Source organism: Geodermatophilus sp. URMC 61, from assembly GCF_052931555.1.
Genome location: NZ_JBRFHZ010000002.1, coordinates 3,544,799 through 3,569,217, shown reverse-complemented (window position 1 = coordinate 3,569,217; position 24,419 = coordinate 3,544,799). Strand labels below are relative to the sequence as shown.

General features: G+C 71.9%; 40 protein-coding genes. 35 read left to right on the top strand and 5 right to left on the bottom strand.

Features of this window, described 5'->3' with window-relative positions:
* The first annotated feature begins 72 nt into the window (after positions 1-72).
* The 33 genes from rpsJ to truA all read left to right on the top strand — a co-directional run bounded on the left by rpsJ (position 73) and on the right by truA (position 18,857).
* The gene (gene rpsJ / locus ACU610_RS16640) at positions 73-378 is read left to right on the top strand and encodes a 30S ribosomal protein S10 (RefSeq protein ID WP_014742859.1); all 306 of its coding nucleotides are present in this window, start codon (positions 73-75) and stop codon (positions 376-378) included.
* A 15-nt stretch (positions 379-393) separates the two neighbouring features.
* Positions 394-1,059: a 50S ribosomal protein L3 gene (gene rplC, locus ACU610_RS16635; protein ID WP_446768808.1), complete on the top strand. Its 666-nt coding sequence runs from the start codon at positions 394-396 to the stop codon at positions 1,057-1,059.
* Positions 1,056-1,904, top strand: a complete 849-nt coding sequence (gene rplD / locus ACU610_RS16630) for a 50S ribosomal protein L4 (RefSeq protein WP_446768807.1) — start codon at positions 1,056-1,058, stop codon at positions 1,902-1,904. The genes rplC and rplD overlap by 4 nt, the downstream gene beginning before the upstream one ends.
* The gene (gene rplW, locus ACU610_RS16625; protein WP_446768806.1) at positions 1,901-2,203 is read left to right on the top strand and encodes a 50S ribosomal protein L23; all 303 of its coding nucleotides are present in this window, start codon (positions 1,901-1,903) and stop codon (positions 2,201-2,203) included. The genes rplD and rplW overlap by 4 nt, the downstream gene beginning before the upstream one ends.
* 44 nt (positions 2,204-2,247) lie before the next feature.
* The gene (gene rplB / locus ACU610_RS16620) at positions 2,248-3,081 is read left to right on the top strand and encodes a 50S ribosomal protein L2 (RefSeq protein WP_091156717.1); all 834 of its coding nucleotides are present in this window, start codon (positions 2,248-2,250) and stop codon (positions 3,079-3,081) included.
* Positions 3,082-3,104: 23 nt separating this feature from the next.
* Positions 3,105-3,386 carry a 30S ribosomal protein S19 gene (rpsS, locus tag ACU610_RS16615; RefSeq protein WP_012950478.1) on the top strand — a complete coding sequence of 94 codons (282 nt, stop codon included), beginning with the start codon at positions 3,105-3,107 and terminating at the stop codon, positions 3,384-3,386.
* 20 nt (positions 3,387-3,406) lie between these two features.
* Entirely contained in the window at positions 3,407-3,871 is a 465-nt protein-coding gene (gene rplV, locus ACU610_RS16610; RefSeq protein ID WP_446768805.1) for a 50S ribosomal protein L22, read from the top strand.
* A complete protein-coding gene (gene rpsC / locus ACU610_RS16605) occupies positions 3,871-4,785 on the top strand; it encodes a 30S ribosomal protein S3 (RefSeq protein ID WP_446768804.1) in 915 nt (304 codons plus the stop codon). The genes rplV and rpsC overlap by 1 nt, the downstream gene beginning before the upstream one ends.
* Before the next feature lie 3 nt (positions 4,786-4,788).
* A complete protein-coding gene (rplP, locus tag ACU610_RS16600; protein WP_446768803.1) occupies positions 4,789-5,205 on the top strand; it encodes a 50S ribosomal protein L16 in 417 nt (138 codons plus the stop codon).
* The gene (gene rpmC, locus ACU610_RS16595; protein ID WP_091213403.1) at positions 5,205-5,438 is read left to right on the top strand and encodes a 50S ribosomal protein L29; all 234 of its coding nucleotides are present in this window, start codon (positions 5,205-5,207) and stop codon (positions 5,436-5,438) included. The genes rplP and rpmC overlap by 1 nt, the downstream gene beginning before the upstream one ends.
* Positions 5,435-5,734 (top strand): 30S ribosomal protein S17, encoded by a 300-nt coding sequence (rpsQ, locus tag ACU610_RS16590; RefSeq protein ID WP_446768802.1) that lies wholly within the window; start codon positions 5,435-5,437, stop codon positions 5,732-5,734. Before rpmC ends, rpsQ begins: the two co-directional genes overlap by 4 nt.
* 223 nt (positions 5,735-5,957) lie before the next feature.
* Positions 5,958-6,326 carry a 50S ribosomal protein L14 gene (rplN, locus tag ACU610_RS16585; protein WP_012950472.1) on the top strand — a complete coding sequence of 123 codons (369 nt, stop codon included), beginning with the start codon at positions 5,958-5,960 and terminating at the stop codon, positions 6,324-6,326.
* A gap of 2 nt (positions 6,327-6,328) precedes the next feature.
* On the top strand, positions 6,329-6,682 hold the full coding sequence (gene rplX, locus ACU610_RS16580) for a 50S ribosomal protein L24 (RefSeq protein ID WP_425284244.1): 354 nt from the start codon (positions 6,329-6,331) through the stop codon (positions 6,680-6,682).
* A 4-nt stretch (positions 6,683-6,686) separates the two neighbouring features.
* Positions 6,687-7,271 carry a 50S ribosomal protein L5 gene (gene rplE / locus ACU610_RS16575; RefSeq protein ID WP_446768801.1) on the top strand — a complete coding sequence of 195 codons (585 nt, stop codon included), beginning with the start codon at positions 6,687-6,689 and terminating at the stop codon, positions 7,269-7,271.
* Positions 7,272-7,292: 21 nt separating this feature from the next.
* Positions 7,293-7,478 (top strand): type Z 30S ribosomal protein S14, encoded by a 186-nt coding sequence (locus ACU610_RS16570; RefSeq protein ID WP_012950469.1) that lies wholly within the window; start codon positions 7,293-7,295, stop codon positions 7,476-7,478.
* A 166-nt stretch (positions 7,479-7,644) separates the two neighbouring features.
* Positions 7,645-8,049, top strand: a complete 405-nt coding sequence (rpsH, locus tag ACU610_RS16565) for a 30S ribosomal protein S8 (protein WP_446768800.1) — start codon at positions 7,645-7,647, stop codon at positions 8,047-8,049.
* Between the two features lie 13 nt (positions 8,050-8,062).
* A complete protein-coding gene (gene rplF, locus ACU610_RS16560; protein WP_446768799.1) occupies positions 8,063-8,602 on the top strand; it encodes a 50S ribosomal protein L6 in 540 nt (179 codons plus the stop codon).
* On the top strand, positions 8,602-9,012 hold the full coding sequence (gene rplR, locus ACU610_RS16555) for a 50S ribosomal protein L18 (protein WP_091213395.1): 411 nt from the start codon (positions 8,602-8,604) through the stop codon (positions 9,010-9,012). Before rplF ends, rplR begins: the two co-directional genes overlap by 1 nt.
* Before the next feature lie 40 nt (positions 9,013-9,052).
* The gene (gene rpsE / locus ACU610_RS16550; protein ID WP_012950465.1) at positions 9,053-9,667 is read left to right on the top strand and encodes a 30S ribosomal protein S5; all 615 of its coding nucleotides are present in this window, start codon (positions 9,053-9,055) and stop codon (positions 9,665-9,667) included.
* A 1-nt stretch (position 9,668) separates the two neighbouring features.
* Positions 9,669-9,851 (top strand): 50S ribosomal protein L30, encoded by a 183-nt coding sequence (rpmD, locus tag ACU610_RS16545; RefSeq protein ID WP_012950464.1) that lies wholly within the window; start codon positions 9,669-9,671, stop codon positions 9,849-9,851.
* Between the two features lie 13 nt (positions 9,852-9,864).
* A complete protein-coding gene (rplO, locus tag ACU610_RS16540) occupies positions 9,865-10,308 on the top strand; it encodes a 50S ribosomal protein L15 (RefSeq protein ID WP_446768798.1) in 444 nt (147 codons plus the stop codon).
* 175 nt (positions 10,309-10,483) lie between these two features.
* A complete protein-coding gene (secY, locus tag ACU610_RS16535; RefSeq protein ID WP_446768797.1) occupies positions 10,484-11,794 on the top strand; it encodes a preprotein translocase subunit SecY in 1,311 nt (436 codons plus the stop codon).
* Positions 11,795-11,802: 8 nt separating this feature from the next.
* Entirely contained in the window at positions 11,803-12,408 is a 606-nt protein-coding gene (locus tag ACU610_RS16530) for an adenylate kinase (RefSeq protein ID WP_446768796.1), read from the top strand.
* A 15-nt stretch (positions 12,409-12,423) separates the two neighbouring features.
* Positions 12,424-13,284 (top strand): type I methionyl aminopeptidase, encoded by an 861-nt coding sequence (gene map / locus ACU610_RS16525; RefSeq protein ID WP_446768795.1) that lies wholly within the window; start codon positions 12,424-12,426, stop codon positions 13,282-13,284.
* Between the two features lie 301 nt (positions 13,285-13,585).
* Positions 13,586-13,807: a translation initiation factor IF-1 gene (gene infA / locus ACU610_RS16520; RefSeq protein ID WP_012950459.1), complete on the top strand. Its 222-nt coding sequence runs from the start codon at positions 13,586-13,588 to the stop codon at positions 13,805-13,807.
* Positions 13,808-13,877: 70 nt separating this feature from the next.
* Entirely contained in the window at positions 13,878-13,991 is a 114-nt protein-coding gene (rpmJ, locus tag ACU610_RS16515; protein WP_012950458.1) for a 50S ribosomal protein L36, read from the top strand.
* Positions 13,992-14,005: 14 nt separating this feature from the next.
* Entirely contained in the window at positions 14,006-14,386 is a 381-nt protein-coding gene (rpsM, locus tag ACU610_RS16510; protein ID WP_072919093.1) for a 30S ribosomal protein S13, read from the top strand.
* 96 nt (positions 14,387-14,482) lie between these two features.
* Positions 14,483-14,890 carry a 30S ribosomal protein S11 gene (rpsK, locus tag ACU610_RS16505; protein ID WP_014377968.1) on the top strand — a complete coding sequence of 136 codons (408 nt, stop codon included), beginning with the start codon at positions 14,483-14,485 and terminating at the stop codon, positions 14,888-14,890.
* 35 nt (positions 14,891-14,925) lie between these two features.
* Positions 14,926-15,552 (top strand): 30S ribosomal protein S4, encoded by a 627-nt coding sequence (gene rpsD, locus ACU610_RS16500; RefSeq protein ID WP_446768794.1) that lies wholly within the window; start codon positions 14,926-14,928, stop codon positions 15,550-15,552.
* Between the two features lie 158 nt (positions 15,553-15,710).
* A complete protein-coding gene (locus tag ACU610_RS16495; RefSeq protein WP_446768793.1) occupies positions 15,711-16,787 on the top strand; it encodes a DNA-directed RNA polymerase subunit alpha in 1,077 nt (358 codons plus the stop codon).
* A 156-nt stretch (positions 16,788-16,943) separates the two neighbouring features.
* Positions 16,944-17,627 carry a 50S ribosomal protein L17 gene (rplQ, locus tag ACU610_RS16490; RefSeq protein WP_446768792.1) on the top strand — a complete coding sequence of 228 codons (684 nt, stop codon included), beginning with the start codon at positions 16,944-16,946 and terminating at the stop codon, positions 17,625-17,627.
* The gene (locus tag ACU610_RS16485; protein ID WP_446768791.1) at positions 17,624-18,001 is read left to right on the top strand and encodes a hypothetical protein; all 378 of its coding nucleotides are present in this window, start codon (positions 17,624-17,626) and stop codon (positions 17,999-18,001) included. The genes rplQ and ACU610_RS16485 overlap by 4 nt, the downstream gene beginning before the upstream one ends.
* Before the next feature lie 7 nt (positions 18,002-18,008).
* On the top strand, positions 18,009-18,857 hold the full coding sequence (gene truA / locus ACU610_RS16480; RefSeq protein WP_446770729.1) for a tRNA pseudouridine(38-40) synthase TruA: 849 nt from the start codon (positions 18,009-18,011) through the stop codon (positions 18,855-18,857).
* A gap of 23 nt (positions 18,858-18,880) precedes the next feature.
* On the opposite strand, the gene ACU610_RS16475 is transcribed toward truA, so the two are convergent.
* Positions 18,881-19,543 carry an NAD(P)-binding oxidoreductase gene (locus ACU610_RS16475; RefSeq protein ID WP_446768790.1) on the bottom strand — a complete coding sequence of 221 codons (663 nt, stop codon included), beginning with the start codon at positions 19,541-19,543 and terminating at the stop codon, positions 18,881-18,883.
* A 9-nt stretch (positions 19,544-19,552) separates the two neighbouring features.
* Positions 19,553-20,158, bottom strand: a complete 606-nt coding sequence (mobA, locus tag ACU610_RS16470; RefSeq protein WP_446768789.1) for a molybdenum cofactor guanylyltransferase — start codon at positions 20,156-20,158, stop codon at positions 19,553-19,555.
* A 42-nt stretch (positions 20,159-20,200) separates the two neighbouring features.
* Between mobA and fdhD the strand changes: the two genes are divergently transcribed.
* On the top strand, positions 20,201-21,046 hold the full coding sequence (fdhD, locus tag ACU610_RS16465) for a formate dehydrogenase accessory sulfurtransferase FdhD (protein WP_446768788.1): 846 nt from the start codon (positions 20,201-20,203) through the stop codon (positions 21,044-21,046).
* A 253-nt stretch (positions 21,047-21,299) separates the two neighbouring features.
* Here the strand turns inward: fdhD and ACU610_RS16460 are convergent, their stop codons facing one another.
* From ACU610_RS16460 to moeA, 3 genes are all read right to left on the bottom strand, one after another.
* Positions 21,300-21,791 carry a MogA/MoaB family molybdenum cofactor biosynthesis protein gene (locus ACU610_RS16460; protein ID WP_446768787.1) on the bottom strand — a complete coding sequence of 164 codons (492 nt, stop codon included), beginning with the start codon at positions 21,789-21,791 and terminating at the stop codon, positions 21,300-21,302.
* 73 nt (positions 21,792-21,864) lie between these two features.
* On the bottom strand, positions 21,865-22,335 hold the full coding sequence (gene moaC / locus ACU610_RS16455) for a cyclic pyranopterin monophosphate synthase MoaC (RefSeq protein WP_446768786.1): 471 nt from the start codon (positions 22,333-22,335) through the stop codon (positions 21,865-21,867).
* Positions 22,332-23,525, bottom strand: coding sequence for a molybdopterin molybdotransferase MoeA (moeA, locus tag ACU610_RS16450; RefSeq protein WP_446768785.1), 1,194 nt, complete (start codon positions 23,523-23,525; stop codon positions 22,332-22,334). Before moeA ends, moaC begins: the two co-directional genes overlap by 4 nt.
* 274 nt (positions 23,526-23,799) lie before the next feature.
* On the opposite strand from moeA, the gene ACU610_RS16445 reads away from it, so the two are divergent.
* Entirely contained in the window at positions 23,800-24,291 is a 492-nt protein-coding gene (locus ACU610_RS16445) for a beta-class carbonic anhydrase (protein WP_446768784.1), read from the top strand.
* Positions 24,292-24,419 lie beyond the last annotated feature (128 nt).

Genomic DNA, 24,419 nt, shown 5'->3' with positions numbered 1-24,419 from the left:
CGGATGAGGTCCGGACCACCCGGCGTTCCCCAGCTACGAACAGACACCGATCGGCAGGAGCAGAAGACAGCGATGGCGGGACAGAAGATCCGCATCCGGCTGAAGGCCTACGACCACGAGGCGATCGACGCCTCGGCGCGGCGCATCGTCGACACGGTGACCAAGACCGGTGCGCGCGTCGTCGGCCCGGTGCCGCTGCCGACGGAGAAGAACGTGTACTGCGTCATCCGCTCGCCGCACAAGTACAAGGACTCGCGCGAGCACTTCGAGATGCGCACGCACAAGCGGCTCATCGACATCCTCGACCCGACGCCGAAGACGGTCGACGCGCTCATGCGCATCGACCTGCCGGCCTCGGTCGACGTGAACATCCAGTAAGGGCAGTCAGCAGACATGGCGAGCACATTCCGTGGTCTCCTCGGCGAGAAGCTGGGCATGACCCAGGTCTTCGACGAGAACAACCGCATCGTGCCGGTGACCGTCGTCAAGGCGGGCCCGTGTGTGGTGACCCAGGTGCGCACCCCCGAGGTCGACGGCTACTCCGCCGTCCAGCTCGGCTTCGGTGAGATCGACCCGCGCAAGGTGAACAAGCCCGAGGGCGGGCACTTCGCCAAGGCGGGCGTGACGCCGCGTCGTCACCTGGTCGAGCTGCGCACCGAGGACGCCTCGAACTACACGGTCGGCCAGGAGCTGACCGCCGAGGTCTTCGACGGTGTCGCGAAGGTCGACGTCATCGGCACCAGCAAGGGCAAGGGCACGGCCGGTGTCATGAAGCGGCACGGCTTCCGTGGCCTGGGCGCCGCGCACGGCACCCAGCGCAAGCACCGGTCGCCCGGTTCCATCGGCGGGGCCTCGACCCCCGGCCGCGTGTTCAAGGGCCTGCGCATGGCCGGCCGCATGGGTGCGGTCAAGACGACGACCCTCTCGCTCAACGTGCACAAGGTGGACGCCGAGCGTGGGCTGCTGCTGATCAAGGGCGCGATCCCCGGCCCGAAGGGCGGCCTCGTGCTCGTCCGCTCGGCCGTCAAGGGCGGCCCCGTGGGGAGTGACAACCAGTGACCCAGTCGACCCAGACCCGGACCGACCGCCAGGTCGACGTCCGGACCCCGGCGGGGGAGACCTCCGGCAGCGTGACGCTGCCCGGTGAGCTCTTCGACGCGTCGGCCAACGTCTCGCTGATGCACCAGGTCGTGGTGGCCCAGCTGGCCGCCGCGCGCCAGGGCACGCACGCGACCAAGACCCGTGGCCAGGTCAGTGGCGGTGGCATCAAGCCGTACCGCCAGAAGGGCACCGGCCGCGCACGGCAGGGCTCCATCCGGGCACCGCAGTTCACCGGCGGTGGCACCGTCCACGGGCCCCAGCCGCGGGACTACTCGCAGAAGACGCCGAAGAAGATGAAGGCCGCCGCTCTCCGGGGCGCGCTCTCCGACCGGGCCCGCGCCAACCGCGTGCACGTGGTCACCACCTTCGTCGACGGCGACGCCCCGGGGACCAAGGCCGCGCTGGCGACCCTCCAGTCGGTGACCCAGGCCAAGCGGGTGCTCGTGGTCCTCGACCGCGACGACACCCTCAACTGGGTGAGCCTGCGCAACCTGCCGCAGGTGCACCTGCTCGAGGCCGGCCAGCTCAACACCTACGACGTGCTGGTCGCCGACGAGGTCGTCTTCACCGAGGCCGCGCTCGCCGAGTTCGTCGCCGGTCCCGCGAAGGGCCGGGAGGTCGCCAAGCCCGACCTGACGACCCCCGACGTGCCGGGCGCCATCCCGTCGATCCAGCCGGCCGAGGGCACCACCGACCTCGACATCGCCACTGACAGCGACACCGCCGAGGAGCCGGCGAGCTCGCCCGAGGGCACAGCAGCGCCGTTCACGCGGCCGACGAGCACCAGCGAGGAGACCAAGTGAGCGTCCGCGACCCCCGGGACGTCCTGCTGTCCCCGGTCATCTCGGAGAAGAGCTACGGGCTGCTCGACGAGAACCAGTACACGTTCGTCGTCCTGCCCGAGGCCAACAAGACGCAGATCAAGATCGCGGTCGAGCAGATCTTCAACGTCAAGGTGCTCGGCGTGAACACGGTGAACCGTCCGGGCAAGCGCAAGCGCAGCCGGGGCAACAAGCTCGGCAAGCGCAAGGACACCAAGCGCGCCATCGTCTCGCTGGCGCCCGGCGACCGCATCGAGATCTTCGGTGGTCCCGGCGCCTGAGCGCCGCGACCGTCCGGACCAGAGACAGAGGAACTGAGTCAGCAATGGCTATCCGCAAGTACAAGCCGACGACGCCGGGCCGCCGCGGCTCCAGCGTCGCCGACTTCGCCGAGGTCACCCGCGACCATCCCGAGAAGTCGCTGGTCCGGCCGCTGCACGGGCGCGGCGGGCGCAACGTCCACGGGAAGGTCACCGCGCGGCACCAGGGCGGCGGGCACAAGCGCGCCTACCGGGTGATCGACTTCCGCCGGGCCGACAAGGACGGCGTGCCGGCCAAGGTCGCGCACATCGAGTACGACCCCAACCGCACCTCGCGCATCGCGCTGCTGCACTTCGCCGACGGCGAGAAGCGCTACATCATCGCCCCGGCGCGGCTGAAGCAGGGCGACACGGTCGAGTGCGGCCCCGCGGCCGACATCAAGCCGGGCAACAACCTGCCGCTGCGCAACATCCCCGTCGGCACGGTGGTCCACGCCATCGAGCTGCGGCCCGGTGGCGGCGCCAAGATCGCCCGCTCGGCCGGCACCAGCGTCCAGCTGGTGGCCCGCGAGGGCCGCCTGGCGCAGCTGCGCATGCCGTCGGGCGAGATCCGCAACGTCGACGTCCGCTGCCGCGCGACGGTCGGCGAGGTGGGCAACGCCGAGCAGTCGAACATCAACTGGGGCAAGGCCGGCCGCATGCGGTGGAAGGGCAAGCGCCCGACCGTCCGCGGTGTCGCCATGAACCCGGTGGACCACCCGCACGGTGGTGGTGAGGGCAAGACCTCCGGTGGTCGCCACCCGGTGAACCCGAAGGGCAAGCCCGAGGGCCGCACGCGCAAGCGCAAGGCCAGCGACGCCCTGATCGTGCGCCGTCGCCGCACCAACAAGAAGCGCTGAGCGGGTAGAGGAGTCCGACAGACATGCCACGCAGCCTGAAGAAGGGCCCGTTCGTCGACGACCACCTGCTCAAGAAGGTGGACGCGCAGAACGACAAGGGCACCAAGAACGTCATCCGGACCTGGTCGCGCCGCTCGACGATCATCCCCGACATGCTCGGCCACACGATCGCCGTCCACGACGGCCGCAAGCACGTGCCGGTCTTCGTGACCGAGGCGATGGTCGGGCACAAGCTCGGCGAGTTCGCCCCCACCCGCACCTTCCGTGGGCACGTGAAGGACGACCGCCGGTCCCGGCGCGGCTGACCAGGTAGAGAGAGATCCCCATGACATCCCAACTGGGACAGGAGACGCCGGTCGCCCGGGCCACCGCCCGGTTCGTCCGCGTCACCCCCATGAAGGCACGCCGGGTGGTGGACCTCATCCGCTACCTGCCGACCGACGAGGCCCTGGCACTGCTGCGCTACGCGCCGCAGGCCGCCAGCGAGCCGGTCCTCAAGGTGGTCGCCAGCGCGGTCGCCAACGCCGAGCACAACCTGCGGCTCGACCCCGCCGCGCTGGTCGTCAGCGCGGCGTACGTCGACGAGGGCCCGACGCTGAAGCGGATCCGTCCGCGCGCCCAGGGTCGCGCCTACCGCATCAACAAGCGGACCTGCCACATCACCGTCGAGGTCGCGGAGGTCTCCTCCAGCACCGAGCTCGCCGGCAAGTCGCGCACGGCCCGTCGCCGCACCGGCCAGTCCGGCCCGGCTGAGCAGCAGAAGAGCAACACGAGAGGAGGGACCCGCTAGTGGGTCAGAAGGTCAACCCGCACGGGTTCCGTCTGGGCATCACCACCGACTACAAGTCCCGGTGGTACGCCGACAAGCTGTACAAGGACTACGTCAAGGAAGACGTCGCGATCCGCAAGCTCATGTCCAAGGGCATGGAGCGGGCCGGCATCTCCAAGGTCGAGATCGAGCGCACCCGTGACCGGGTCCGCGTCGACATCCACACCGCCCGGCCGGGCATCGTCATCGGCCGCCGCGGCGCGGAGGCCGACCGCATCCGCGGCGAGCTGGAGAAGCTCACCGGCAAGCAGGTGCAGCTGAACATCCTCGAGGTGAAGAACCCCGAGGCCGACGCGCAGCTGGTCGCCCAGGGCGTCGCCGAGCAGCTCTCCAGCCGGGTCAGCTTCCGCCGCGCCATGCGCAAGGCCATGCAGTCGGCCCAGCGCAGCCCGCAGGTCAAGGGCATCCGGGTGCAGTGCTCCGGTCGCCTGGGCGGCACCGAGATGAGCCGGTCGGAGTTCTACCGCGAGGGCCGGGTGCCGCTGCACACCCTCCGGGCGAACATCGACTACGGCATCTACGAGGCCCGGACCACCTTCGGCCGCATCGGCGTGAAGGTCTGGATCTACAAGGGCGACGCCAGCGGGTCGCGTGCCGAGCGGGAGGCCCTCGAGGCGCTCGCCGCCCGTCAGCAGCGCCGTGAGCGCTCGCAGCGTCCGCGCCGGTCGGGCTCCTCGGGCACCACTGCCGGCGGGACCGAGGCCGGCCGCGCCGCTGCCGAGTCCTCGACCGGTCCGGCCGTCGACACCACCGACAGCGCGGTGGCCGCGACCTCCGGCGAGGTCGCCCCCCAGCAGTCCGTCGCCGACGCCGCTGGGCCCGAGGCCACCGCTGCGGCCGAGAACACGGCCGCGCAGAACCCCACGGAGGGCTGACACGTGCTGATCCCACGGCGCGTCAAGCACCGCAAGCAGCACCACCCGAGCCGTTCGGGTCGTGCCAAGGGCGGTACGCAGATCAACTTCGGCGAGTACGCCATCCAGGCCCTGGAGCCGGCGTACGTGACCAACCGGCAGATCGAGTCCGCTCGTATCGCGATGACCCGCCACATCCGCCGTGGTGGGAAGGTCTGGATCTCCATCTACCCGGACCGCCCGCTCACCAAGAAGCCGGCCGAGACCCGCATGGGTTCCGGTAAGGGTTCCCCGGAGTGGTGGGTCGCCAACGTGAAGCCGGGCCGGATCATGTTCGAGCTGTCCGGTGTGCCGGAGTCCGTGGCCCGCGAGGCGATGCGTCGCGCGATCCACAAGCTGCCGATGAAGGCCCGCTTCATCACTCGTGAAGGAGAGGTGTGATGGCCGCCGGTCTGACCGCTCCCGAGCTGCGTGAGCTCTCCGCCGAGGAGCTCGCCACGCGGCTGCGCGAGTCGAAGGAAGAACTGTTCAACCTGCGGTTCCAGGTGGCCACCGGTCAGCTGGACAACAACCGGCGGCTGCAGACCGTCCGCCGCGACATCGCCCGGATCTACACGATCATGCGCGAGCGCGAGCTGGGCCTCTCGGTCGCCCCGAGCGAGGGTGTGGCATGAGCGAGCCCCAGGAGACGCAGACCGCGTCGGGCCCCGGCCTGGCCGGTCGTGGCTACCGCAAGGTCCGCGAGGGCCTCGTGGTGAGCGACAAGATGGACAAGACCATCGTCGTCGAGGTCGAGGACCGCGTGAAGCACGGCCTCTACGGCAAGGTCATCCGTCGCACCAGCAAGCTGAAGGCCCACGACGAGCAGCAGGTCGCCGGCATCGGTGACCGGGTGCAGATCATGGAGACCCGGCCGACGTCGGCCACCAAGCGGTGGCGGCTGGTCGAGATCCTCGAGAAGGCCAAGTAAGCCGGACGGAGGCCCGCGCGGCCCCCGTCGGAGGCGCCCTCCGGGGCGGGTCCAGGAGCGCGTATCCTGGACGACTGGCGCGCCCCACGGGTGCGCGCCCATCCCGGTACCCGTGCTCGGACGCACCGGCGGCTGACGCTGCCGGTGCGTCCGCACGTGGGTACCGGACAGCCGGTTCACCGTTCCGGCCCGGCTGTCACAACTGAGATCAGGGAGTAAGGACGTGATCCAGCAGGAGTCGCGACTACGGGTCGCCGACAACACCGGTGCGAAGGAGATCCTCTGCATCCGGGTGCTCGGCGGGTCGGGGCGACGCTACGCGGGCATCGGTGACGTCATCGTCGCCACCGTCAAGGACGCGCTGCCCGGTGCGGGGGTCAAGCGCGGCGACGTCGTCAAGGCCGTCGTCGTCCGCACGGTGAAGGAGCGTCGTCGTCCGGACGGCTCCTACATCCGCTTCGACGAGAACGCCGCCGTCATCATCCGCGACAGCGGCGACCCGCGCGGTACGCGCATCTTCGGCCCGGTGGGCCGTGAGCTCCGCGACAAGCGCTTCATGCGGATCATCTCGCTCGCTCCGGAGGTGCTGTGACCATGGCTGCGAAGAAGGACACGACGGCCAAGGCGCCGTCGATGAAGGTGAAGAAGGGCGACACCGTCGTGGTGCTGTCCGGCAAGGACAAGGGCGCCAAGGGCCGGGTGATCGCCGCCTACCCGAAGCTGCAGAAGGTCCTCGTGGAGGGCGTCGGCCGGGTCAAGAAGCACACCCGGATCAGCTCCAACCAGCGTGGTGCCCAGTCGGGGGGGATCGTCACGCAGGAGGCTCCCATCCACGTGAGCAACGTGATGGTGATCGACTCCGAGGACAAGCCGACCCGGGTCGGCTACCGCAAGGACGAGGAAGGCCGCAGCATCCGGGTCTCGCGGCGCACCGGTAAGGACCTCTGACGCCATGAGTGCACCCACCCGTGAGCTGCCCCGCATGCTCGCCCGCTACCGCGACGAGATCGTCCCGGCGCTGCAGGACGAGTTCGGCTACGAGAACGTCATGCAGATCCCGCGGCTGACGAAGATCGTCGTCAACATGGGCGTCGGCGAGGCCACCCGTGACGCCAAGCTGATGGACGGCGCGGTCCGCGACCTGACCGCCATCACCGGGCAGAAGCCGGCCGTCGTCCGGGCCCGCAAGTCGATCGCGCAGTTCAAGCTGCGCGAGGGCATGCCGATCGGCGCGAAGGTCACCCTGCGCGGCGACCGCATGTGGGAGTTCCTGGACCGGCTGCTGTCGCTGGCCCTGCCCCGCATCCGTGACTTCCGCGGTCTCAACGCCAAGCAGTTCGACGGTCACGGCAACTACACGTTCGGCCTGACCGAGCAGTCGATGTTCCGCGAGATCGACGTCGACAAGATCGACCGTCCGCGCGGCATGGACATCACGCTGGTCACCACCGCCACGAACGACGAGGAGGGTCGCGAGCTCCTCCGCCTGCTGGGCTTCCCGTTCGCCGGCCAGCCCGTCGTCACCACCACCCGCTGAGCCGGGGGAGGAGACACCCACATGGCCAAGAAGGCCTTGATCAACAAGGCGGCCCGCAAGCCGAAGTTCGCGGTCCGCGGCTACACCCGGTGCCAGCGGTGCGGTCGCCCGCACTCGGTCTTCCGCAAGTTCGGCCTGTGCCGGATCTGCCTGCGGGAGATGGCGCACGCCGGCGAGCTCCCGGGCGTCAGCAAGTCCAGCTGGTAAAGGACCCGGCTGCCCCCCACGACGCGCTTCGCGCGCCGCGGGGCCCTGCAGCCGGGCCGTTCCATCCACTCACCAGGCACCACCGATCGCCGAGAGGCCCGGCGCCAAGTCCCCGAGACCCAGCGCCAGAGGAACCGCGGCGAGAGAGGCACCACCTGACATGACGATGACCGACCCGATCGCGGACATGCTGACGCGGATCCGGAACGCCAACCAGGCGTACCAGGACTCCACGACCATGCCGTCGTCCAAGCTGAAGACGCACATCGCCGAGATCCTCCAGCAGGAGGGGTACATCGCCGGCTGGACCGTCAACGAGGTCGAGAAGGACGGCACCACCCGCAAGGAGCTGGTGGTGGACCTCAAGTACGGCCCCAACCGTGAGCGGAGCATCGCCGGCGTCCGGCGCGTCTCCAAGCCCGGTCTGCGGGTGTACGCCAAGTCCAACGCGCTGCCGAAGGTCCTCGGCGGCCTCGGGGTGGCCATCATCTCCACCTCGACCGGGCTGCTGACCGACCGGCAGGCGAACAAGAAGGGCGTGGGCGGGGAAGTCCTCGCCTACGTCTGGTAAGGGAGCGAGTGAGATGTCACGGATCGGACGACTCCCGATTCCCGTGCCGGGTGGCGTGGACGTCGCCATCGACGGTCAGACGGTCAGCGTGAAGGGCCCCAAGGGGACCCTGTCCCACACCGTCGCCTCGCCGATCACCGTCGAGCGCGGCGAGGACGGCACGCTGCAGGTGCAGCGCCCTGACGACGAGCGGGAGAGCCGGGCCCTGCACGGGCTGTCGCGCACGCTCATCGCCAACATGATCACCGGCGTCACCGAGGGCTACGCCAAGACCCTCGAGATCGTCGGCGTCGGGTACCGCGTGCAGGCCCGCGGGTCGGACCTCGAGTTCGCCCTGGGCTACAGCCACCCGGTGCCGGTGAGAGCCCCCGAGGGCATCACCTTCACGGTCGAGTCCCCGACCCGCCTGCGGGTGGACGGGATCGACAAGCAGCTGGTGGGCCAGGTCGCGGCCAACATCCGTGGACTGCGCCGTCCGGACCCGTACAAGGGCAAGGGCGTGCGCTACCAGGGCGAGGTCGTCAAGCGCAAGGTCGGGAAGACGGGTAAGTGATGGCACAGACCGAGAAGAGCGGTGCTCGGGTGCACAAGCCCGTGGGCACCGACGTCAGCACCGCGCGGCGGGTCTCCCGGCTGCGCCGGCACACCCGGCTGCGCAAGCGCGTGGCGGGCACCCCGGAGCGCCCGCGTCTGGTGGTCAACCGCAGCTCGCGGCACATCCACGTCCAGGTCGTCGACGACACCGTCGGCCGTACCCTGGTCAGTGCCTCGACGCTGGACGCCAGCCTGCGCAGCGCCGAGGGCGACAAGTCCACGCTGGCCCGCCGGGTCGGCGCCCTGGTGGCCGAGCGCGCCAAGGCCGCCGGCATCACCGCGGTCGTGTTCGACCGGGGCGGTAACCGCTACCAGGGCCGCATCGCGGCGCTGGCGGACGGCGCCCGCGAGGGTGGGCTGGACTTCTGATGAGCTACACCGCGAACCAGCAGATCGAGAGGGACGTCTGATGCCAGGACCACAGCGACGCGGCGGCGGCGCCGGCGGCGGCAACGACCGCCGCGACCGTCGTGACGGCGGGCGGGGGCCCGGCGGCGCGCCTGCCGAGAAGAGCAACTTCATCGAGCGCGTGGTGGCCATCAACCGCGTGTCCAAGGTCGTCAAGGGTGGTCGGCGCTTCAGCTTCACCGCTCTGGTGATCGTGGGCGACGGCGACGGCACCGTGGGCGTCGGCTACGGCAAGGCCAAGGAGGTGCCCGCGGCGATCGCCAAGGGCGTCGAGGAGGCCAAGAAGCACTTCTACAAGGTGCCGCGCATCGCCAGCACCATCCCGCACCCCGTGCAGGGTGAGGCGGCGGCCGGCGTGGTGCTGCTCAAGCCGGCCAGCCCCGGTACCGGTGTCATCGCCGGTGGCCCGGTGCGTGCCGTGCTGGAGTGCGCCGGCATCCACGACGTGCTCTCCAAGAGCCTCGGGTCGTCGAACCCGATCAACATCGTGCACGCGACCATGCAGGCGCTGAAGGAGCTCGTCCGTCCCGAGGAGATCGCGGCACGCCGCGGTCTGCCGCTCGAGGACGTCGCGCCTGCCGCCATGCTGCGGGCGCGGGCGGGCCAGGGGGTCTGAGATGGCGCAGCTGAAGGTCACCCAGATCCGGTCGGCGATCGGCACCAAGCCCAACCAGCGCCAGACGCTGCGTTCGCTGGGCCTCAAGCGGGTCAACGACTCGGTCGTCCAGGAGGACCGTCCCGAGATCCGCGGGATGGTCGCGACGGTGCCGCACCTGGTCACCGTCGAAGAGATCAGCTGAGCAGGGACATCACATGACTCTCAAGGTCCACCACCTGCGTCCGGCCCCCGGCGCCCACACCCCCAAGACCCGCGTGGGTCGCGGTGAGGGCTCCAAGGGCAAGACCGCCGGTCGCGGCACCAAGGGCACCGGCGCGCGCGGGAACACCTCCGCGCGCTTCGAGGGCGGGCAGACGCCGCTGCACATGCGGCTGCCCAAGCTCTCGGGCTTCAAGAACCCGAACAAGGTCGTCTTCCAGGTCGTCAACCTCGACCGGATCGCGGCCCTGTTCCCCCAGGGTGGCTCGGTGAACCCCGACTCCCTCGCCGAGGCCGGCGCGGTGCGCCGTGGCCAGCCGGTGAAGGTCCTCGGCACCGGCGACCTGGGCGGTGTCCAGGTGCACGTGCACGCGCACGCCTTCTCCGCGTCCGCCGCCGAGAAGATCAGCGCGGCCGGGGGCAGCACCACCCGCATCTGATCGCTGACGACCCCCGGGACGCACGAGCGCCCCGGGGGTCGTCTGCTGCCCGGCCCGCTGCACCAGCGCCGGCCGGCCGGCGGACGACGACACCGCGCCGTGCCCGTACCGACGGGTGCTGCGGACCGTCGGGCCCGCCGTTGCTAACCTCATCCGACCGAGCAGGGGAGGGCACGTGCTGCAGGCGTTCGCCGCGGCGTTCCGGACGCCAGACCTCCGGCGCAAGCTGCTGTTCTCCCTGGCGATCATCGCCGTGTACCGCCTGGGGGCCGCCATCCCGGGGCCGGGCGTCTCGGTGGAGGCGATCAACAGCTGTCTCGAGCAGGCCCAGGCCTCCGACCAGCGGGACCTCTACTCGTTGGTGAACCTCTTCTCCGGCGGTGCACTCCTGCGGCTGTCGGTCTTCGCGCTCGGCATCATGCCGTACATCACCGCGAGCATCATCGTGCAGCTGCTGGTCGTGGTCATCCCGCGCTTCGAGCAGCTGAAGAAGGAAGGGCAGTCCGGCCAGCAGAAGCTGACCCAGTACACCCGCTACCTGACGATCGCCCTCGCGGTCCTGCAGAGCACCGGCATCATCGCCCTGGCCCGCAGCGGCCAGCTCTTCCCGGGGTGCTCGCAGGACATCATCCCGTCGGACTCCATCTGGACGACGATCGTCCTGGTGGTCGCCCTGACGGCCGGCACCGCCGTGATCATGTGGCTGGGCGAGCTCCTGACCGAGAAGGGGATCGGCAACGGCATGTCCGTGCTGATCTTCACCTCGATCGCCGCCCGGATCCCCGCCGAGGGCGGCGCGATCCTGCAGACCCGCGGCGGCGTCGTCTTCACGCTGGTCTGCCTCCTCGCCCTGGTGGTCATCGGCTCGGTGGTCTACGTCGAGCAGGCCCAGCGGCGCATCCCGGTGCAGTACGCCAAGCGCATGGTGGGCCGCCGCATGTACGGCGGGACGTCGACCTACCTGCCGCTGAAGGTCAACCAGGCCGGTGTCATCCCGGTCATCTTCGCCTCGTCGCTGCTCTACCTGCCCCAGCTGATCACCCAGCTGCAGGGCGACGAGACCGGGCCGGTGCGCCAGTTCTTCGAGAACTACGTCATCGACCAGAGCAGCCCGGTGCACATCGCGATCTACTTCGGCCTGATCGTCTTCTTCACGTACTTCTACGTGTCGATCACGTTCAACCCGGAGGAACGGGCCGAGGACATGAAGCGCTACGGCGGCTTCATCCCGGGCATCCGCCCCGGCCGGCCCACCGCCGAGTACCTGCAGTACGTGCTGTCCAGGATCACCCTGCCGGGGTCGATCTACCTCGGGCTGGTGGCAGTGTTGCCCAACCTGTTCCTCTCCATCACGCAGGAGGGACAGAACCAGAACTTCCCGTTCGGTGGCACCGCGGTGCTGATCATGGTCGGAGTGGGGTTGGAGACGGTGAAGCAGATCGAGACGCAACTCAACCAGCGCAACTACGAAGGGTTCCTGAAGTAGTGCGCGTCGTGCTGCTGGGCCCTCCCGGAGCGGGCAAGGGGACCCAGGCGCAGATCATCGCCGACCGGCTCGGGGTCCCGGCCATCTCGACCGGTGACATCTTCCGCGCCAACGTGAGCGGCAAGACCGAACTCGGGCTGCGGGCCAAGGGCTACATGGACGCCGGCGACCTCGTCCCCGACGAGATCACCGTGGCCATGGTCAAGGACCGGCTGGCCGAGCCCGACGCCAAGGGCGGGTTCCTGCTCGACGGCTTCCCCCGGACGATCGCCCAGGCCGAGCAGCTGCGCGACTCCCTGCGGGAGCTGGGTCAGACCCTCGACTGCGTGCTCGAGATGGTCGTGGAGGAGGACGAGCTGGTGCGCCGGCTCTCCGGCCGCCGGGTGCTCGTCGACGGCGAGTGGGTGCAGCGGGACGACGACAAGCCGGAGACCGTGCGGCACCGGCTGCAGGTCTACCGGGAACAGACCGCCCCGCTGTCGGGTTGGTACGAGTCCGAGAGGCTGCTGACCCGCATCGACGCCATCGGGGCGATCGAGGAGATCACCGAGCGGGCGATGGGTGCGCTGGAGGCCTGTGGGGACAGGCGTCCCGACGGGCCGGTCGCGGGCTGAGAGCAGGCGGCGCAGATGACGGCCGCGGGGATCCTCGACCGGATCCCGCTGCTGGCGAAGTGGAGTGGACGGATGATCCAGATCAAGACGCCGCACGAGATCGAGCTCATGCGCGGTGCGGGCCTCGTCGTGGCGGGGGCCATCGCCGCCGTCCGCGCCGCCGTCCGGCCCGGTGTCACCACTGGTGAGCTGGACGCCATCGCCGAGGACCACATCCGCAGCGCCGGCGCCGTGCCGTCCTTCCTGGGCTACCACGGCTTCACCGGCAGCATCTGCGCGTCGATCAACGACGAGATCGTGCACGGCATCCCGGACCCGGGCCGCACCCTGGCCGAGGGCGACAACATCTCCATCGACTGCGGCGCCATCCTGAAGGGCTGGCACGGTGACTCGGCGGTCACCGTGACCGTGGGGCCGCCGTCGGCCGAGGACGCGGCGCTGATCGCCGTGACCGAGCGGTCGATGTGGGCAGGTCTGGCCCGGGCGCTGGCCGGCGGCCGGCTGACCGACATCAGCCACGCCGTCGAGCAGACGATCACCGCCGAGTCGCACCCGTACGGGATCGTCGACCACTACGGCGGCCACGGCATCGGCACCGAGATGCACCAGGACCCGCACGTCCTCAACTACGGCCGGGCCGGGCGCGGTCCGCGCCTGGTGCCGGGGCTGGCGCTGGCCATCGAGCCGATGGTCACCGTGGGCGACCCGGCCACGGTCGAGCTCGAGGACGGCTGGACCGTGGTCACCAAGGACGGGTCGCGCGCGGCCCACTTCGAGCACACCGTCGCCATCACGCCCGAGGGCCCGTGGGTCCTCACCGCGGAGGACGGCGGCGTCGCCGGCCTCGCGCCGTTCGGCATCACGCCGCGCACCTGAGGCCCCCCGGAGACCCGGCCCGCGCGGGCGAGGGCTGAGGGGGAGGGGTCCTCTCGCGAGTGGCGGGGAGCACGGGGTCCTCCCCGGAGGCCGGGTTGGAGAGGCGCGCCGGGGCGGGGTACAGTGGCCGATGGCGCTCGCGCCGCCCTGCTGTCGTGCTGTGGCCGTACGACCCGGGGCGCCCTCGCGGGAGCGTCTGCACCACCCGTTCTGTACACCTCCGAGTGCGCCCGCCGGGTCCCGGCGCGAGTGCACGAGGGACACCCATCAGCACCACCGAGTCAGGGAGGCCGTGTCGGGCATGGCGAAGAAGGACGGGGCCATCGAGGTCGAGGGTCGCGTCGTCGAGCCGCTGCCCAACGCGATGTTCCGGGTCGAGCTGCAGAACGGGCACCGGGTGCTCGCCCACATCAGCGGCAAGATGCGCCAGCACTACATCCGCATCCTGCCCGAGGACCGCGTGGTCGTGGAGCTCTCGCCCTACGACCTGACCCGCGGTCGCATCGTCTACCGGTACAAGTAACCGCCGCTGCGCGCGCGCCCCAGGGCTGGCGCGCTCGGCGCACGATCGACAGGAATGAGGGGCGGCACCGGTGAAGGTCCAGCCGTCGGTGAAGAAGATCTGCGACAAGTGCAAGGTGATCCGCCGGCACGGCCGGGTCATGGTCATCTGTGACAACGCCCGCCACAAGCAGCGGCAGGGCTGAGGGAGTACCTGGACATGGCACGACTGGCCGGCGTCGACCTCCCCCGCGACAAGCGGATGGAGATCGCGCTCACCTACATCTACGGCATCGGCAAGACCCACGCCAAGGAGACCCTGGCCGCGACGGGCGTCAGCCCCGACCTGCGCGTCCGGGACCTCGGTGACGAGGACCTGCTGAAGCTGCGCGACTACATCGACGAGCACTTCCGCGTCGAGGGTGACCTGCGCCGCGAGGTGGCCGCCGACATCCGCCGCAAGGTGGAGATCGGCTGCTACCAGGGCCTGCGTCACCGCCGCGGCCTGCCCGTGCACGGGCAGCGCACCCGCACCAACGCGCGCTCGAGCAAGGGCCCGCGCAAGACCATCGCCGGCAAGAAGAAGGCCGGCAAGAAGTAAGCCGTGAGGCGCGTCGTCGCACGACCCGTGAGGGCGGGAGGGACGACGCGCCGCTCGTGCTCATCTGGCCACTGATCAGAAGGAAACCGGAGAGAGATGCCTCCCAGGGCTCGCGCCGCGGCTGGTGCCAAGAAGGTCCGCCGCAAGGAGAAGAAGAACGTCGCCCACGGCGCCGCGCACATCAAGAGCACCTTCAACAACACGATCGTGTCGATCACCGACCCCAACGGGAACGTGATCAGCTGGGCCTCCGCCGGCCACGTCGGCTTCAAGGGCTCGCGCAAGTCCACGCCGTTCGCCGCGCAGATGGCCGCCGAGAACGCCGCGCGCAAGGCGCAGGAGCACGGCATGCGCAAGGTCGACGTCTTCGTCAAGGGCCCCGGTTCGGGTCGTGAGACGGCCATCCGGTCCCTGCAGGCCACCGGTCTCGAGGTCGGCCAGATCCAGGACGTCACCCCGCAGCCGCACAACGGCTGCCGCCCGAAGAAGCGCCGCCGGGTCTGACCGGCCACTGACGAGAAGAACGAGGAGTACCTGACGTGGCCCGTTACGCCGGAGCCGACTGCCGGATGTGCCGGCGCGAGAAGATGAAGCTGTTCCTCAAGGGCAGCAAGTGCGAGTCCCCGAAGTGCCCGATCGAGATCCGGCCCTACCCGCCGGGCGAGCACGGCCGGGGTCGCAGCAAGGACAGCGAGTACCTGCTGCAGCTGCGCGAGAAGCAGAAGGCGCGCCGCATCTACGGCGTCCTGGAGAAGCAGTTCCGCGGCTACTACGAAGAGGCCAACCGCAAGACCGGCAAGACCGGTGAGGTCCTGCTCCAGATCCTGGAGTCGCGGCTGGACAACGTGGTCTACCGGGCCGGCTTCGCCGAGTCCCGCGACATGGCCCGCCAGCTGGTGCGCCACGGCCACATCCGCGTGAACGGCCGCAAGGTGGACATCCCGTCCTACCGCGTGAGCGAGAACGACATCATCGAGGTCGCCGAGAAGTCCAAGGCGATGGTGCCGTTCCAGATCGCCCAGGCCCGCGCCGGTGAGCGGCCCGTGCCGCCGTGGCTGGAGGTCATCAGCAGCCAGCTGCGCGTGTTGGTCCACAGCGTCCCGGCCCGCCAGGTGATCGACACCCCGGTCCAGGAGCAGCTGATCGTCGAGCTCTACTCCAAGTAGTAGAAGGACCCCCTGCCGCCCGCCGCTCGCAAGCTCGCGGCGGGACCCTGCAGGGGGCCACCCGGCTCCGGCGGACGGACGGATGTCCGCCGGAGCCAGCACCACCCCCTCACGGCGTCATATGGCGGGCGCCGGAGGACCTCGAGGAGAACACCACCATGCTCATCGCACAGCGTCCGACGCTGACCGAGGAGACCATCTCCGAGCAGCGCTCGCGGTTCGTCATCGAGCCGCTGGAGCCCGGCTTCGGCTACACCCTCGGCAACTCGCTGCGCCGCACCCTCCTGTCCTCGATCCCCGGCGCTGCGGTCACCAGCATCCGGATCGAGGGCACCCTGCACGAGTTCACCACCGTGCCGGGTGTCAAGGAGGACGTCACCGAGATCATCCTCAACCTCAAGGGCCTGGTCGTCAGCTCCGACTCCGACGAGCCGGTGACCATGTACCTGCGCAAGCAGGGCCCCGGTGAGGTCACCGCCGCCGACATCGCGCCGCCGGCCGGTGTCGAGGTGCACAACCCCGACCTGCACATCGCCACGCTGAACGGCAAGGGCCGGCTGGAGATCGAGCTGGTCGTCGAGCGAGGCCGCGGCTACGTGCCGGCGCCGCAGAACAAGCAGCCCGGCCAGGAGATCGGCCGCATCCCGGTCGACTCGATCTACTCGCCGGTCCTCAAGGTCACCTACGCCGTCGAGGCGACCCGCGTCGAGCAGCGGACGGACTTCGACCGGCTGGTCGTCGACGTCGAGACCAAGCCCTCGATCGCGCCGCGTGACGCGATCGCCAGCGCCGGCTCCACCCTGGTCGAGCTGTTCGGCCTGCTGCGCGAGCTGAACATCGACGCCGAGGGCATCGAGGTCGGGCCGAGCCCGGCCGAGGCCGCCGACATCGCGAACTTCTCGATGCCGATCGAGGACATGGACCTCACCGTCCGGTCCTACAACTGCCTCAAGCGCGAGGGCGTGCACACCGTCGGTGAGCTCGTGACCCGCTCCGAGGCGGACCTGCTGGACATCCGGAACTTCGGGGCCAAGTCCATCGACGAGGTCAAGATGAAGCTGGCGGCCATGGGCCTGGCGCTCAAGGACAGCCCGCCCGGGTTCATCCCCACCTCGGTCGAGAGCTACGACGAGGGCTACGAGACCGATGCCTACCAGGGCCACGGCGAGTTCGCCGCCGGCTACGACCAGGCGCAGTACGACGACGGCTCCTACCAGGAGACCGAGCAGCTCTGACAGCGCGTGCCGGACGGCGGGTCACCCGCCGTCCGGCACCGCTGCCGGGCCCGCCACACTGGCCCGGAGGCACCACCCGCGCGCAGCGCACGAGACGTCAGCACCACCATGGAACGCAGCCGGCACCGCGGCCCGGCAGCCTGAGGAAGGACCGACATGCCCACCCCCACCAAGGGCCCCCGTCTCGGCGGTTCCCCTTCGCACGAGCGGCTGATGCTGGCCAACCTGGCCACGTCGCTGTTCGAGCACGGGCGGATCACGACCACCGAGGCGAAGGCCAAGCGGCTGCGTCCCCTGGCCGAGAAGCTGGTGACCTTCGCCAAGCGCGGTGACCTGCACGCCCGTCGTCAGGTGATGACGACGATCCGGGACAAGGACGTCGTCCACACGCTGTTCGCCGAGATCGGGCCGCGCTTCGCGGACCGTCCGGGCGGCTACACCCGCATCACCAAGGTGGGCCCGCGCAAGGGCGACAACGCCCCCATGGCGGTCATCGAACTGGTCGAGGGCCAGACCGTGGCCCAGCAGGCCGTCGGCGAGGCCGAGCGCGCCCGCGGCACCCGGTTCGCCGGTGCCGCCTCGGGTGCCGGTGCCGCGTCCGCCGCCGGTGAGGTCACCGCCGACGCCCTCGAGGCCGCCGACACCACAGCCGCCGACAGCGGCACCACCGACAGCGACACCACCGACACCACCGACGCCGTGGCCACCGACGCCGAGGCCGTCGACACGGACGCCGCCGCGGACGCGACCGTCGCGGGCGACGCGGACGCCACCACCGGGACCGTCGCGGCCGACGCCGAGAGCCCGGGCGACGCCGAGGAGACGGGCGGCACGCGATGAGCGAGCAGCCGGGCCAGGGCGGCGACGCCGGCGCGGCCGGGGTCTCCGCCGGCGGCGGTGACCAGGGCGCGACCTTCGTGGGCGAGACCACCGGCCCCGGTGGCGACACCTCGCCGGCCGTGACCTCCGGCGAGGTGGACGCGGAGGCGCAGGAGATCGTCACCGACGTCTACAACCCCGACGGTGAGCGGCAGGACGACAACGACGTGACGCCGGAGCCGAGGGCCGAGAACGTCGCCGTCGTCGACGACCCGGCGCTGTCCCCGGACGTGGCCGCTGCCGCCGCTGCCGAGATCGAGGCCGCCGAGCTGGGCGACGCCGCCACCGCCGGTACGCACGCGCCCGGGGGCGAGTCCGCTCCCGACCCCCGGTGAGCGGTCGCTGACCACCCACCGCACTGCTGACGAGCCCGCCACCGCACCCGGTGGCGGGCTCGTCCGTCTCCGCCTCGGGATCGCCTACGACGGCACCGCGCTGCACGGCTGGGCCCGGCAGCCCGACCAGCGCACCGTGCAGGGCGACCTCGAGGAGGCCCTGACCAGGGTGCTGCGCCGACCGGTCGCGCTGACCGTCGCGGGCCGCACCGACGCCGGGGTGCACGCCACCGGTCAGGTCGCGCACGCCGACGTCCCCCGCACGGTGTGGGAGGAGCAGCGGTCGCGGTTGCTGCGCCGACTGCGTGGCGTGCTGCCGCCCGACATCGTCGTCCACTCGGTGGAGGAGGCGCCGCCGGGGTTCGACGCCCGGTTCGGGGCGTTGCGGCGGCACTACGTCTACCGGCTCACCGACGCCGACAGCGGGCCGCCGCCGCTGCGCCGGGCGGACACGGCGGCCTGGCCCCGCAGGCTGGACGCCGACGCGATGGCGACCGCCGCCGAGCTGCTGCTCGGCCTGCACGACTTCGCGGCCTTCTGCCGCCACCGCGAGGGTGCGACGACGATCCGCACCCTGCTCGCCCTCGACGTGGCCCGCGAGGGCGACCTGGTGACCGTGCGGGCGTCGGCGGACGCCTTCTGCCACTCGATGGTGCGCAGCCTCGTCGGCGCCCTCACCGCGGTGGGCGAGGGCCGGCGCCCACCGGACTGGCCGGCCGCGCTGCTGGGCCGCACCGAGCGCTCCGGCGAGGTGCCGGTCGTCCCGGCCGGGGGGCTGACGCTGGTCGCCGTCGACTACCCGCCGGACGAGGAGCTCGCTGCCCGGGCAGAGGTCACCCGCGCCCTGCGCTGCTGAAGGACGGCGGGGTCCTCTCTGCTTCAGGGGAGGGCTGCGACCGCCTCCTCGATCGGGGTGTCGCCGCTGACCAGCTCCACGACCTCGTTGACCTTGCGGGCGTACAGCAGCGCGACCAGCACCGCGGCGACGTCGTCCCGCGGCACCTCGCCGTGCTCGACGCCGTGGGCGAGCGTCACCCGGCCGGTGCCGGGCTCGTCGGTGAGCCGACCCGGTCGGAGGATCACCGTTTCCAGGCCGGGCCGCGGCAGGATCGCGTCCTCGGCTGCCAGCTTGGCCTGCAGGTAGACGGCGAACACCGGGTCCATGCCCTTCGGCGTGCCCTGGCGCGCCTGCTCGACGCCCATCGACGACACCAGCAGGTAGGGCCGCACGCCGGCCCGCTCGGCGGCGTCGGCGAGTAGCAGCGCCGCCCCCTTGTCGACGGTGTGCTTGCGGGCCTCGCCGCTGCCCGGACCGGCGCCCGCCGCGAAGACGACCGCGTCCGCCCCCGAGACCACCTCGGCGACCTGGTCGACACCGGCCTGCTCGAGGTCGAGGACCACCGGTTCCACGCCGTCAGCGCGCAGGTCGTCCTCGTGCGCGGGGTTTCGGACGATGCCGACGACCGTGTCGCCGCGACCGGACAGCAGGCGGCCGAGGCGTCGGGCGACCTGCCCGTGGGCCCCGGCGATGACGATGCGCATGGGAAGCCCCTACCCCTGGGGGCGGCGTGGAACCCGGCGGGCGGCGGCTGCCCGGGCACGGGCGAGATCGGCCGGGGTGTCGCAGTCGGTCCACGGCGGCGGCTGCCCGGGCCCGACCTCCGGGTGCAGCCGGCGCACGGCGAGCGGGGCGAACACCCGGCGCACCGAGGTGGGCCCGTGGACGTCGGCGACCGCCGCACGCAGCACCGCAGTCCGCCACACCCCGAGCAGCAGCTGGTCGCGGTCGGTGTCGTCGACGACCAGCACGCCGTCCCCGGTCAGCCGCTCCCGCAGCGCCCGGACCAGTCCGCCGGTGAGGAACGGCAGGTCGCCGGCGAGCAGGGCCACCACGTCGGTGGGGACGTGCGCCAGTCCGGCCCGCATCGCCGCGACCGGCCCACCGCGCGGCGGCTGCTCGCGGACGACCAGCACGTCCGGCGGCACCGGCTGCGGCGGGCCGACGACGATCCGCGGGGCGGCGTCGGGGACGGCGGCGAGGACCGCGTCGAGGATGGTGCGGCCGCCGACCTCGAGCTGCGGCTTGGCCTGCCCGCCCATCCGCGCCGCGCGGCCACCGGCGAGGACGACGGCGGCGTAGGGCGGCAGCGCGGGCACAGCTGCGACCGTAGGACCCGGACGTGGGTACCGTCGCCCTCCGTGGGACGAGTGACGAGCCGCACCCCGGTGCTGCGGATCCGCGGCGCGGCGCACAGCACCCGCCCGGACACGGTGGCCGCCGAGGAGCCGCTGGAGATCCGCCTGGCCGGGACTCCGCTGGCGGTCACGATGCGCACGCCGGGCGACGACTTCGACCTGGTGCACGGCTTCCTCGCCACCGAGGCGGTGATCGGGTCGGCGGACGACGTCGCCGGCCTGCGCTACTGCAACTCCGTCGACGAGGACGGCCGCAACACCTACAACGTCGTCGACGTCGACCTCGCGCCCGGTGTGCAGCCCCCCGACACCGCGCTCGACCGGAACTTCTACACGTCCAGCTCCTGCGGCGTGTGCGGCAAGGCGAGCATCGACGCGATCCGGACGAAGACGCGCCACGACGTCGCCGGGGACGACCTCCGGCTGCCCCTGCAGACGCTGCTCGCCCTGCCCGACCGGTTGCGTGCCGCCCAGCAGGTGTTCGACAAGACCGGTGGGCTGCACGCGGCGGGTCTCTTCACCGCGGACGGCGAGCTGGTGGCCCTGCGCGAGGACGTCGGCCGGCACAACGCCGTCGACAAGGTCATCGGCGACGCCGTGCGCCAGGGGCGGCTGCCGCTGGCCGGGCACGTGCTCATGGTCAGCGGGCGGGCGAGCTTCGAGCTGACCCAGAAGGCGGCGATGGCCGGCATCCCGGTGCTGGCCGCGGTGTCGGCGCCGTCGTCCCTCGCGGTGGAGCTGGCCGCCGACGTCGGCATCACCCTGGTCGGCTTCCTCCGCGGCGACGGCTGCAACGTCTACACCCGCACCGAGCGCATCGTGGTGGAGGACCGGCCGGATCCGCGTTGATCATGGGTTTGTCGCCGCGCTCGGCGGCGTGTCGGCGCGTGTCCGCGGCAAGGACCCCATGACCAACCGCGCGGCGCGTCGAGGGCCAGCCGGACCGTCGGTCACCCGTCTCCGGGAGGGTGCGGACGCCGGCTCACCTCCGTGCTGCCAGGTCCCAGCGGGTCGTCGACCCAGACGAGCGGCCAGCCGACGCGGCCCGGCTGCCGGGTCCCGCCGCGAGCCTGCGAGCGGTGGGGGGCAGCGGGGTCCTTCTTCAGTGGTCGCCGCCGCGGAGCTGCGAGACCACGTGGGGGAGCAGGGGGCCGAGGACGGCCAACCCGTCCCGCACACCGCCGGTGGAGCCGGGCAGGTTGACGACGAGCGTGCGCCCGGCGGTCCCGGCGATCCCGCGGGAGAGCACCGAGGTGGGCACCTTCGACTCCCCGTACCGCCGCACCGCCTCGGCGATGCCCGGCGCCTCGCGCTCGAGCACCCGCCGGGTGGCCTCGGGGGTGACGTCGGTGGGGGAGAGTCCCGTGCCGCCGGTGGTGAGGACGACGTCGGCGCCGGACCCGATGGCCTCCAGCAGCACCATCTCCAGCTCCGCGACGTCGTCGGGGCGCACGTGCGGGCCCTCGACGGTGAACCCGAGCGCACGCAGCCCCTCGGCGAGGGCCTGCCCGCTGCGGTCCTCGTAGACCCCGACGGAGGCGCGGTTGGACGCGGTGACGACGACGGCGCGGGCGTCGTCCGGCAGGCCGCTCACGTGGTCCTCCCCGCTGCGCTCGTCGGACACGCTCGCGCGGTCGCTGTGTCCCTGGACGAGCTCGCGAGCTCGCTCATCTGCGCCACTCGCCGCTCTTGCCGCCGGACTTGGCGAGCAGCCGGACGTCGGTGACGGCCGCCCGCGGGTCGACGGCCTTGACCATGTCGATGACGGTCAGCCCGGCGACGGCGACCGAGGTGAGCGCCTCCATCTCCACACCGGTGCGGTCCGCGGTGCGGGCGGTGGCGACGATCTCGACGGCGTCGTCGGCGACGGTCACGTCCACGGTGACGCCGTGCAGGGCGATCGGGTGGCAGAGCGGGACGAGGTCCGGCGTCCGCTTGGCCCCGGCGATGCCCGCGATCCGGGCGACGGCGACGGCGTCCCCCTTGGGCACCCCCTCGCCGCGCAGCAGGGCGACCACCTCGGGGCTGACCAGCACCCGGCCGGCCGCGGTGGCCTCGCGGGCGGTGACCGGCTTGGCGGAGACGTCGACCATCCGGGCGGCGCCGGTCTCGTCGACGTGCGTGAGCCTGTCGCTCATTGCAGCGCTCCTTCGATCAGGACGACGTCCACCGGGGCGCCGGCGGGCAGTTCGGTGACGTCCTCGGGGACGACGACCAGGCAGTTGGCGCGGGCCAGGTGCGCGACCAGGTGCGAGCCGGGCCCGCCGACCTGCGACACCGTGCCCGCGTCGTAGCGGCCGCGCAGGAACTGGCGGCGCCCGGCGGGGGAGCGCAGCGCGGCGGTGAGCGTCGCCGGGGCGCGCAGCCGGCCAGGGTCGGCGTGGCCGAGGGCCCGGCGCAGCGCGGGGCGGACGAAGACCTCGAAGGAGACGAACGAGCTCACCGGGTTGCCCGGCAGGGTGACGACCGGGACGCCGTCTACCGTGCCGGCCCCCTGTGGACCGCCGGGCTGCATCGCGACCTTGACGAACTCGACGGTGCCCAGGGCCCGGAAGGCGTCCTTCACCACCTCGTACGCGCCGGCGCTGACCCCGCCGCTGGTGATCAGCAGGTCGGCGCTCGCGAGCTCGGCGCGGACGGTGGCGAGGAACTGGTCGACGTCATCGGGCACGAAGTGCAGCCGCCGCGCCGTCCCCCCGGCGTCCTCGACGGCGGCGACCAGCAGCGCGGAGTTCGACTCGTAGATCTGCCCGGGCAGCAGCGGCTCCCCGGGCTCGACCAGCTCGCTGCCGGTGGAGAGCACCAGCACCCGCGGCCTGCGCCGCACCCACAGCGTCCGCGCGCCGACGGCGGCGGCCAGACCGAGCTGCGCGGCGCCGAGCGGGGTGCCGGCGGTGAGGGCGACCGTGCCGGCGGCGATGTCCTCGCCGGCCCGCCGCACGTGGGTGCCGGGGAGAGGGGCGTCGCGGATCTCCACGACATCGGTGGCGCCGTCGGTCAGCTCGACCGGGACGACGACGTCCGCGCCCTCGGGGAGCGGCGCGCCGGTCATGATCCGCTGCACCGTGCCGGGCTCGAGCGGGCGGACGTCGGTGCGCCCGGCGGGGACGTCGTCGGCGACGGGCAGCCGCACGGGCAGGTCGCCGACCTCGGCCGCCCGCGCGGCGTAGCCGTCCATCGCGGAGTTGTCGAAGCCGGGCAGCGACACCTGCGCGCTCAGGTCACGGGTGAGCACCCGGTTGTGCGCGGCCGCCAGCGGCACCTCCTCCTCGCCCAGAGGGGCGAGCAGCGCCGCGACGACCGCCTGGTGTTCCTCGACCGTGCGCACGGGCACATCCTGACCGATCCGCGCCGGGCGCACGGACGGCAGGCACACCGGGGAGGGTGAGCAGCCGGTCGACCCGACCGGAGGCGGCGACGCCCACGTCGCGACGCTGCTCGGCGGCGCCACCCCGGAGGACGCGGCCGGCCTGACCGTGGCGCACGCCGGCGGCCGCCCGCGGTGGACCCCGCGGACCTGGGTGCGGTCCTCCGCCGGGCCCGGAGCCACTGAGCTCCCAGCTAGGGTCCGTGCGGACCGACGGGTCGACCGAGGGGTGGACATGAACGAGATCGACCGGATGCTGGCGGCCAACGCCGAGTGGGCGGAGCGGTTCCCCGGCTCGAAGGACGTGCGACCGGCCCGCCACGTCGCCGTGGTGGCGTGCATGGACTCCCGGATGCCCCTGTTCCAGATGCTCGGCCTCGAGGTCGGCGACGCGCACGTCATCCGCAATGCCGGCGGCGTCATCACCGAGGACGTCATCCGCTCGCTCACCGTCTCCCAGCACGTGCTGGGCACCCGCGAGATCCTGCTCGTGCACCACACCCAGTGCGGGCTGCAGGCCACCGACGACATCTCCTTCGCCGACCTGGTGGAGCAGGCCACCGGGCGCCGGCCACCGTGGGCGGTGCGCGCCTTCCGCGACGCCGAGGACGACGTGCGCGAGTCGATCCGGCTGATCCACGAGAGCCCCTACCTGCTCTCCCGCGAGGTCAGGGGCACCGTCTACGACGTCGACACCGGGTTGCTCCGCGAGGTCGTCGAGGGGTGACCTCCCCTGTGCGGCCCCGTCCCGAGGCTCGCCCCCGAGCTCGTGAGGGGTGAGGAGGGCGGGGTCCTCCAACTGGTATCGTGGTCGGCTGGCGCGCGTGACCGGCTGGTGTCCGCGTGCCGCACCGT

What these genes read in the sequence shown, in the direction of transcription:
- moaC (WP_446768786.1), bottom strand. Translation starts at nt 22,335, where the DNA reads ATGAGCGACAGGCTCACGCACGTCGACGAGACCGGCGCCGCCCGGATG.
- ACU610_RS16475 (WP_446768790.1), bottom strand. Translation starts at nt 19,543, where the DNA reads ATGCGCATCGTCATCGCCGGGGCCCACGGGCAGGTCGCCCGACGCCTC.
- ACU610_RS16495 (WP_446768793.1), top strand. Translation starts at nt 15,711, where the DNA reads ATGCTCATCGCACAGCGTCCGACGCTGACCGAGGAGACCATCTCCGAG.
- rplQ (WP_446768792.1), top strand. Translation starts at nt 16,944, where the DNA reads ATGCCCACCCCCACCAAGGGCCCCCGTCTCGGCGGTTCCCCTTCGCAC.
- rplE (WP_446768801.1), top strand. Translation starts at nt 6,687, where the DNA reads ATGAGTGCACCCACCCGTGAGCTGCCCCGCATGCTCGCCCGCTACCGC.
- rplR (WP_091213395.1), top strand. Translation starts at nt 8,602, where the DNA reads ATGGCACAGACCGAGAAGAGCGGTGCTCGGGTGCACAAGCCCGTGGGC.
- rpsK (WP_014377968.1), top strand. Translation starts at nt 14,483, where the DNA reads ATGCCTCCCAGGGCTCGCGCCGCGGCTGGTGCCAAGAAGGTCCGCCGC.
- map (WP_446768795.1), top strand. Translation starts at nt 12,424, where the DNA reads ATGACGGCCGCGGGGATCCTCGACCGGATCCCGCTGCTGGCGAAGTGG.
- rplO (WP_446768798.1), top strand. Translation starts at nt 9,865, where the DNA reads ATGACTCTCAAGGTCCACCACCTGCGTCCGGCCCCCGGCGCCCACACC.
- rpsS (WP_012950478.1), top strand. Translation starts at nt 3,105, where the DNA reads ATGCCACGCAGCCTGAAGAAGGGCCCGTTCGTCGACGACCACCTGCTC.
- infA (WP_012950459.1), top strand. Translation starts at nt 13,586, where the DNA reads ATGGCGAAGAAGGACGGGGCCATCGAGGTCGAGGGTCGCGTCGTCGAG.
- rplV (WP_446768805.1), top strand. Translation starts at nt 3,407, where the DNA reads ATGACATCCCAACTGGGACAGGAGACGCCGGTCGCCCGGGCCACCGCC.
- rplC (WP_446768808.1), top strand. Translation starts at nt 394, where the DNA reads ATGGCGAGCACATTCCGTGGTCTCCTCGGCGAGAAGCTGGGCATGACC.
- rplB (WP_091156717.1), top strand. Translation starts at nt 2,248, where the DNA reads ATGGCTATCCGCAAGTACAAGCCGACGACGCCGGGCCGCCGCGGCTCC.
- rpsJ (WP_014742859.1), top strand. Translation starts at nt 73, where the DNA reads ATGGCGGGACAGAAGATCCGCATCCGGCTGAAGGCCTACGACCACGAG.
- rpsE (WP_012950465.1), top strand. Translation starts at nt 9,053, where the DNA reads ATGCCAGGACCACAGCGACGCGGCGGCGGCGCCGGCGGCGGCAACGAC.
- ACU610_RS16570 (WP_012950469.1), top strand. Translation starts at nt 7,293, where the DNA reads ATGGCCAAGAAGGCCTTGATCAACAAGGCGGCCCGCAAGCCGAAGTTC.
- ACU610_RS16445 (WP_446768784.1), top strand. Translation starts at nt 23,800, where the DNA reads ATGAACGAGATCGACCGGATGCTGGCGGCCAACGCCGAGTGGGCGGAG.
- rplF (WP_446768799.1), top strand. Translation starts at nt 8,063, where the DNA reads ATGTCACGGATCGGACGACTCCCGATTCCCGTGCCGGGTGGCGTGGAC.
- rpmD (WP_012950464.1), top strand. Translation starts at nt 9,669, where the DNA reads ATGGCGCAGCTGAAGGTCACCCAGATCCGGTCGGCGATCGGCACCAAG.
- ACU610_RS16485 (WP_446768791.1), top strand. Translation starts at nt 17,624, where the DNA reads ATGAGCGAGCAGCCGGGCCAGGGCGGCGACGCCGGCGCGGCCGGGGTC.
- rplX (WP_425284244.1), top strand. Translation starts at nt 6,329, where the DNA reads ATGGCTGCGAAGAAGGACACGACGGCCAAGGCGCCGTCGATGAAGGTG.
- rpmC (WP_091213403.1), top strand. Translation starts at nt 5,205, where the DNA reads ATGGCCGCCGGTCTGACCGCTCCCGAGCTGCGTGAGCTCTCCGCCGAG.
- rpsM (WP_072919093.1), top strand. Translation starts at nt 14,006, where the DNA reads ATGGCACGACTGGCCGGCGTCGACCTCCCCCGCGACAAGCGGATGGAG.
- rpsQ (WP_446768802.1), top strand. Translation starts at nt 5,435, where the DNA reads ATGAGCGAGCCCCAGGAGACGCAGACCGCGTCGGGCCCCGGCCTGGCC.
- rpsH (WP_446768800.1), top strand. Translation starts at nt 7,645, where the DNA reads ATGACCGACCCGATCGCGGACATGCTGACGCGGATCCGGAACGCCAAC.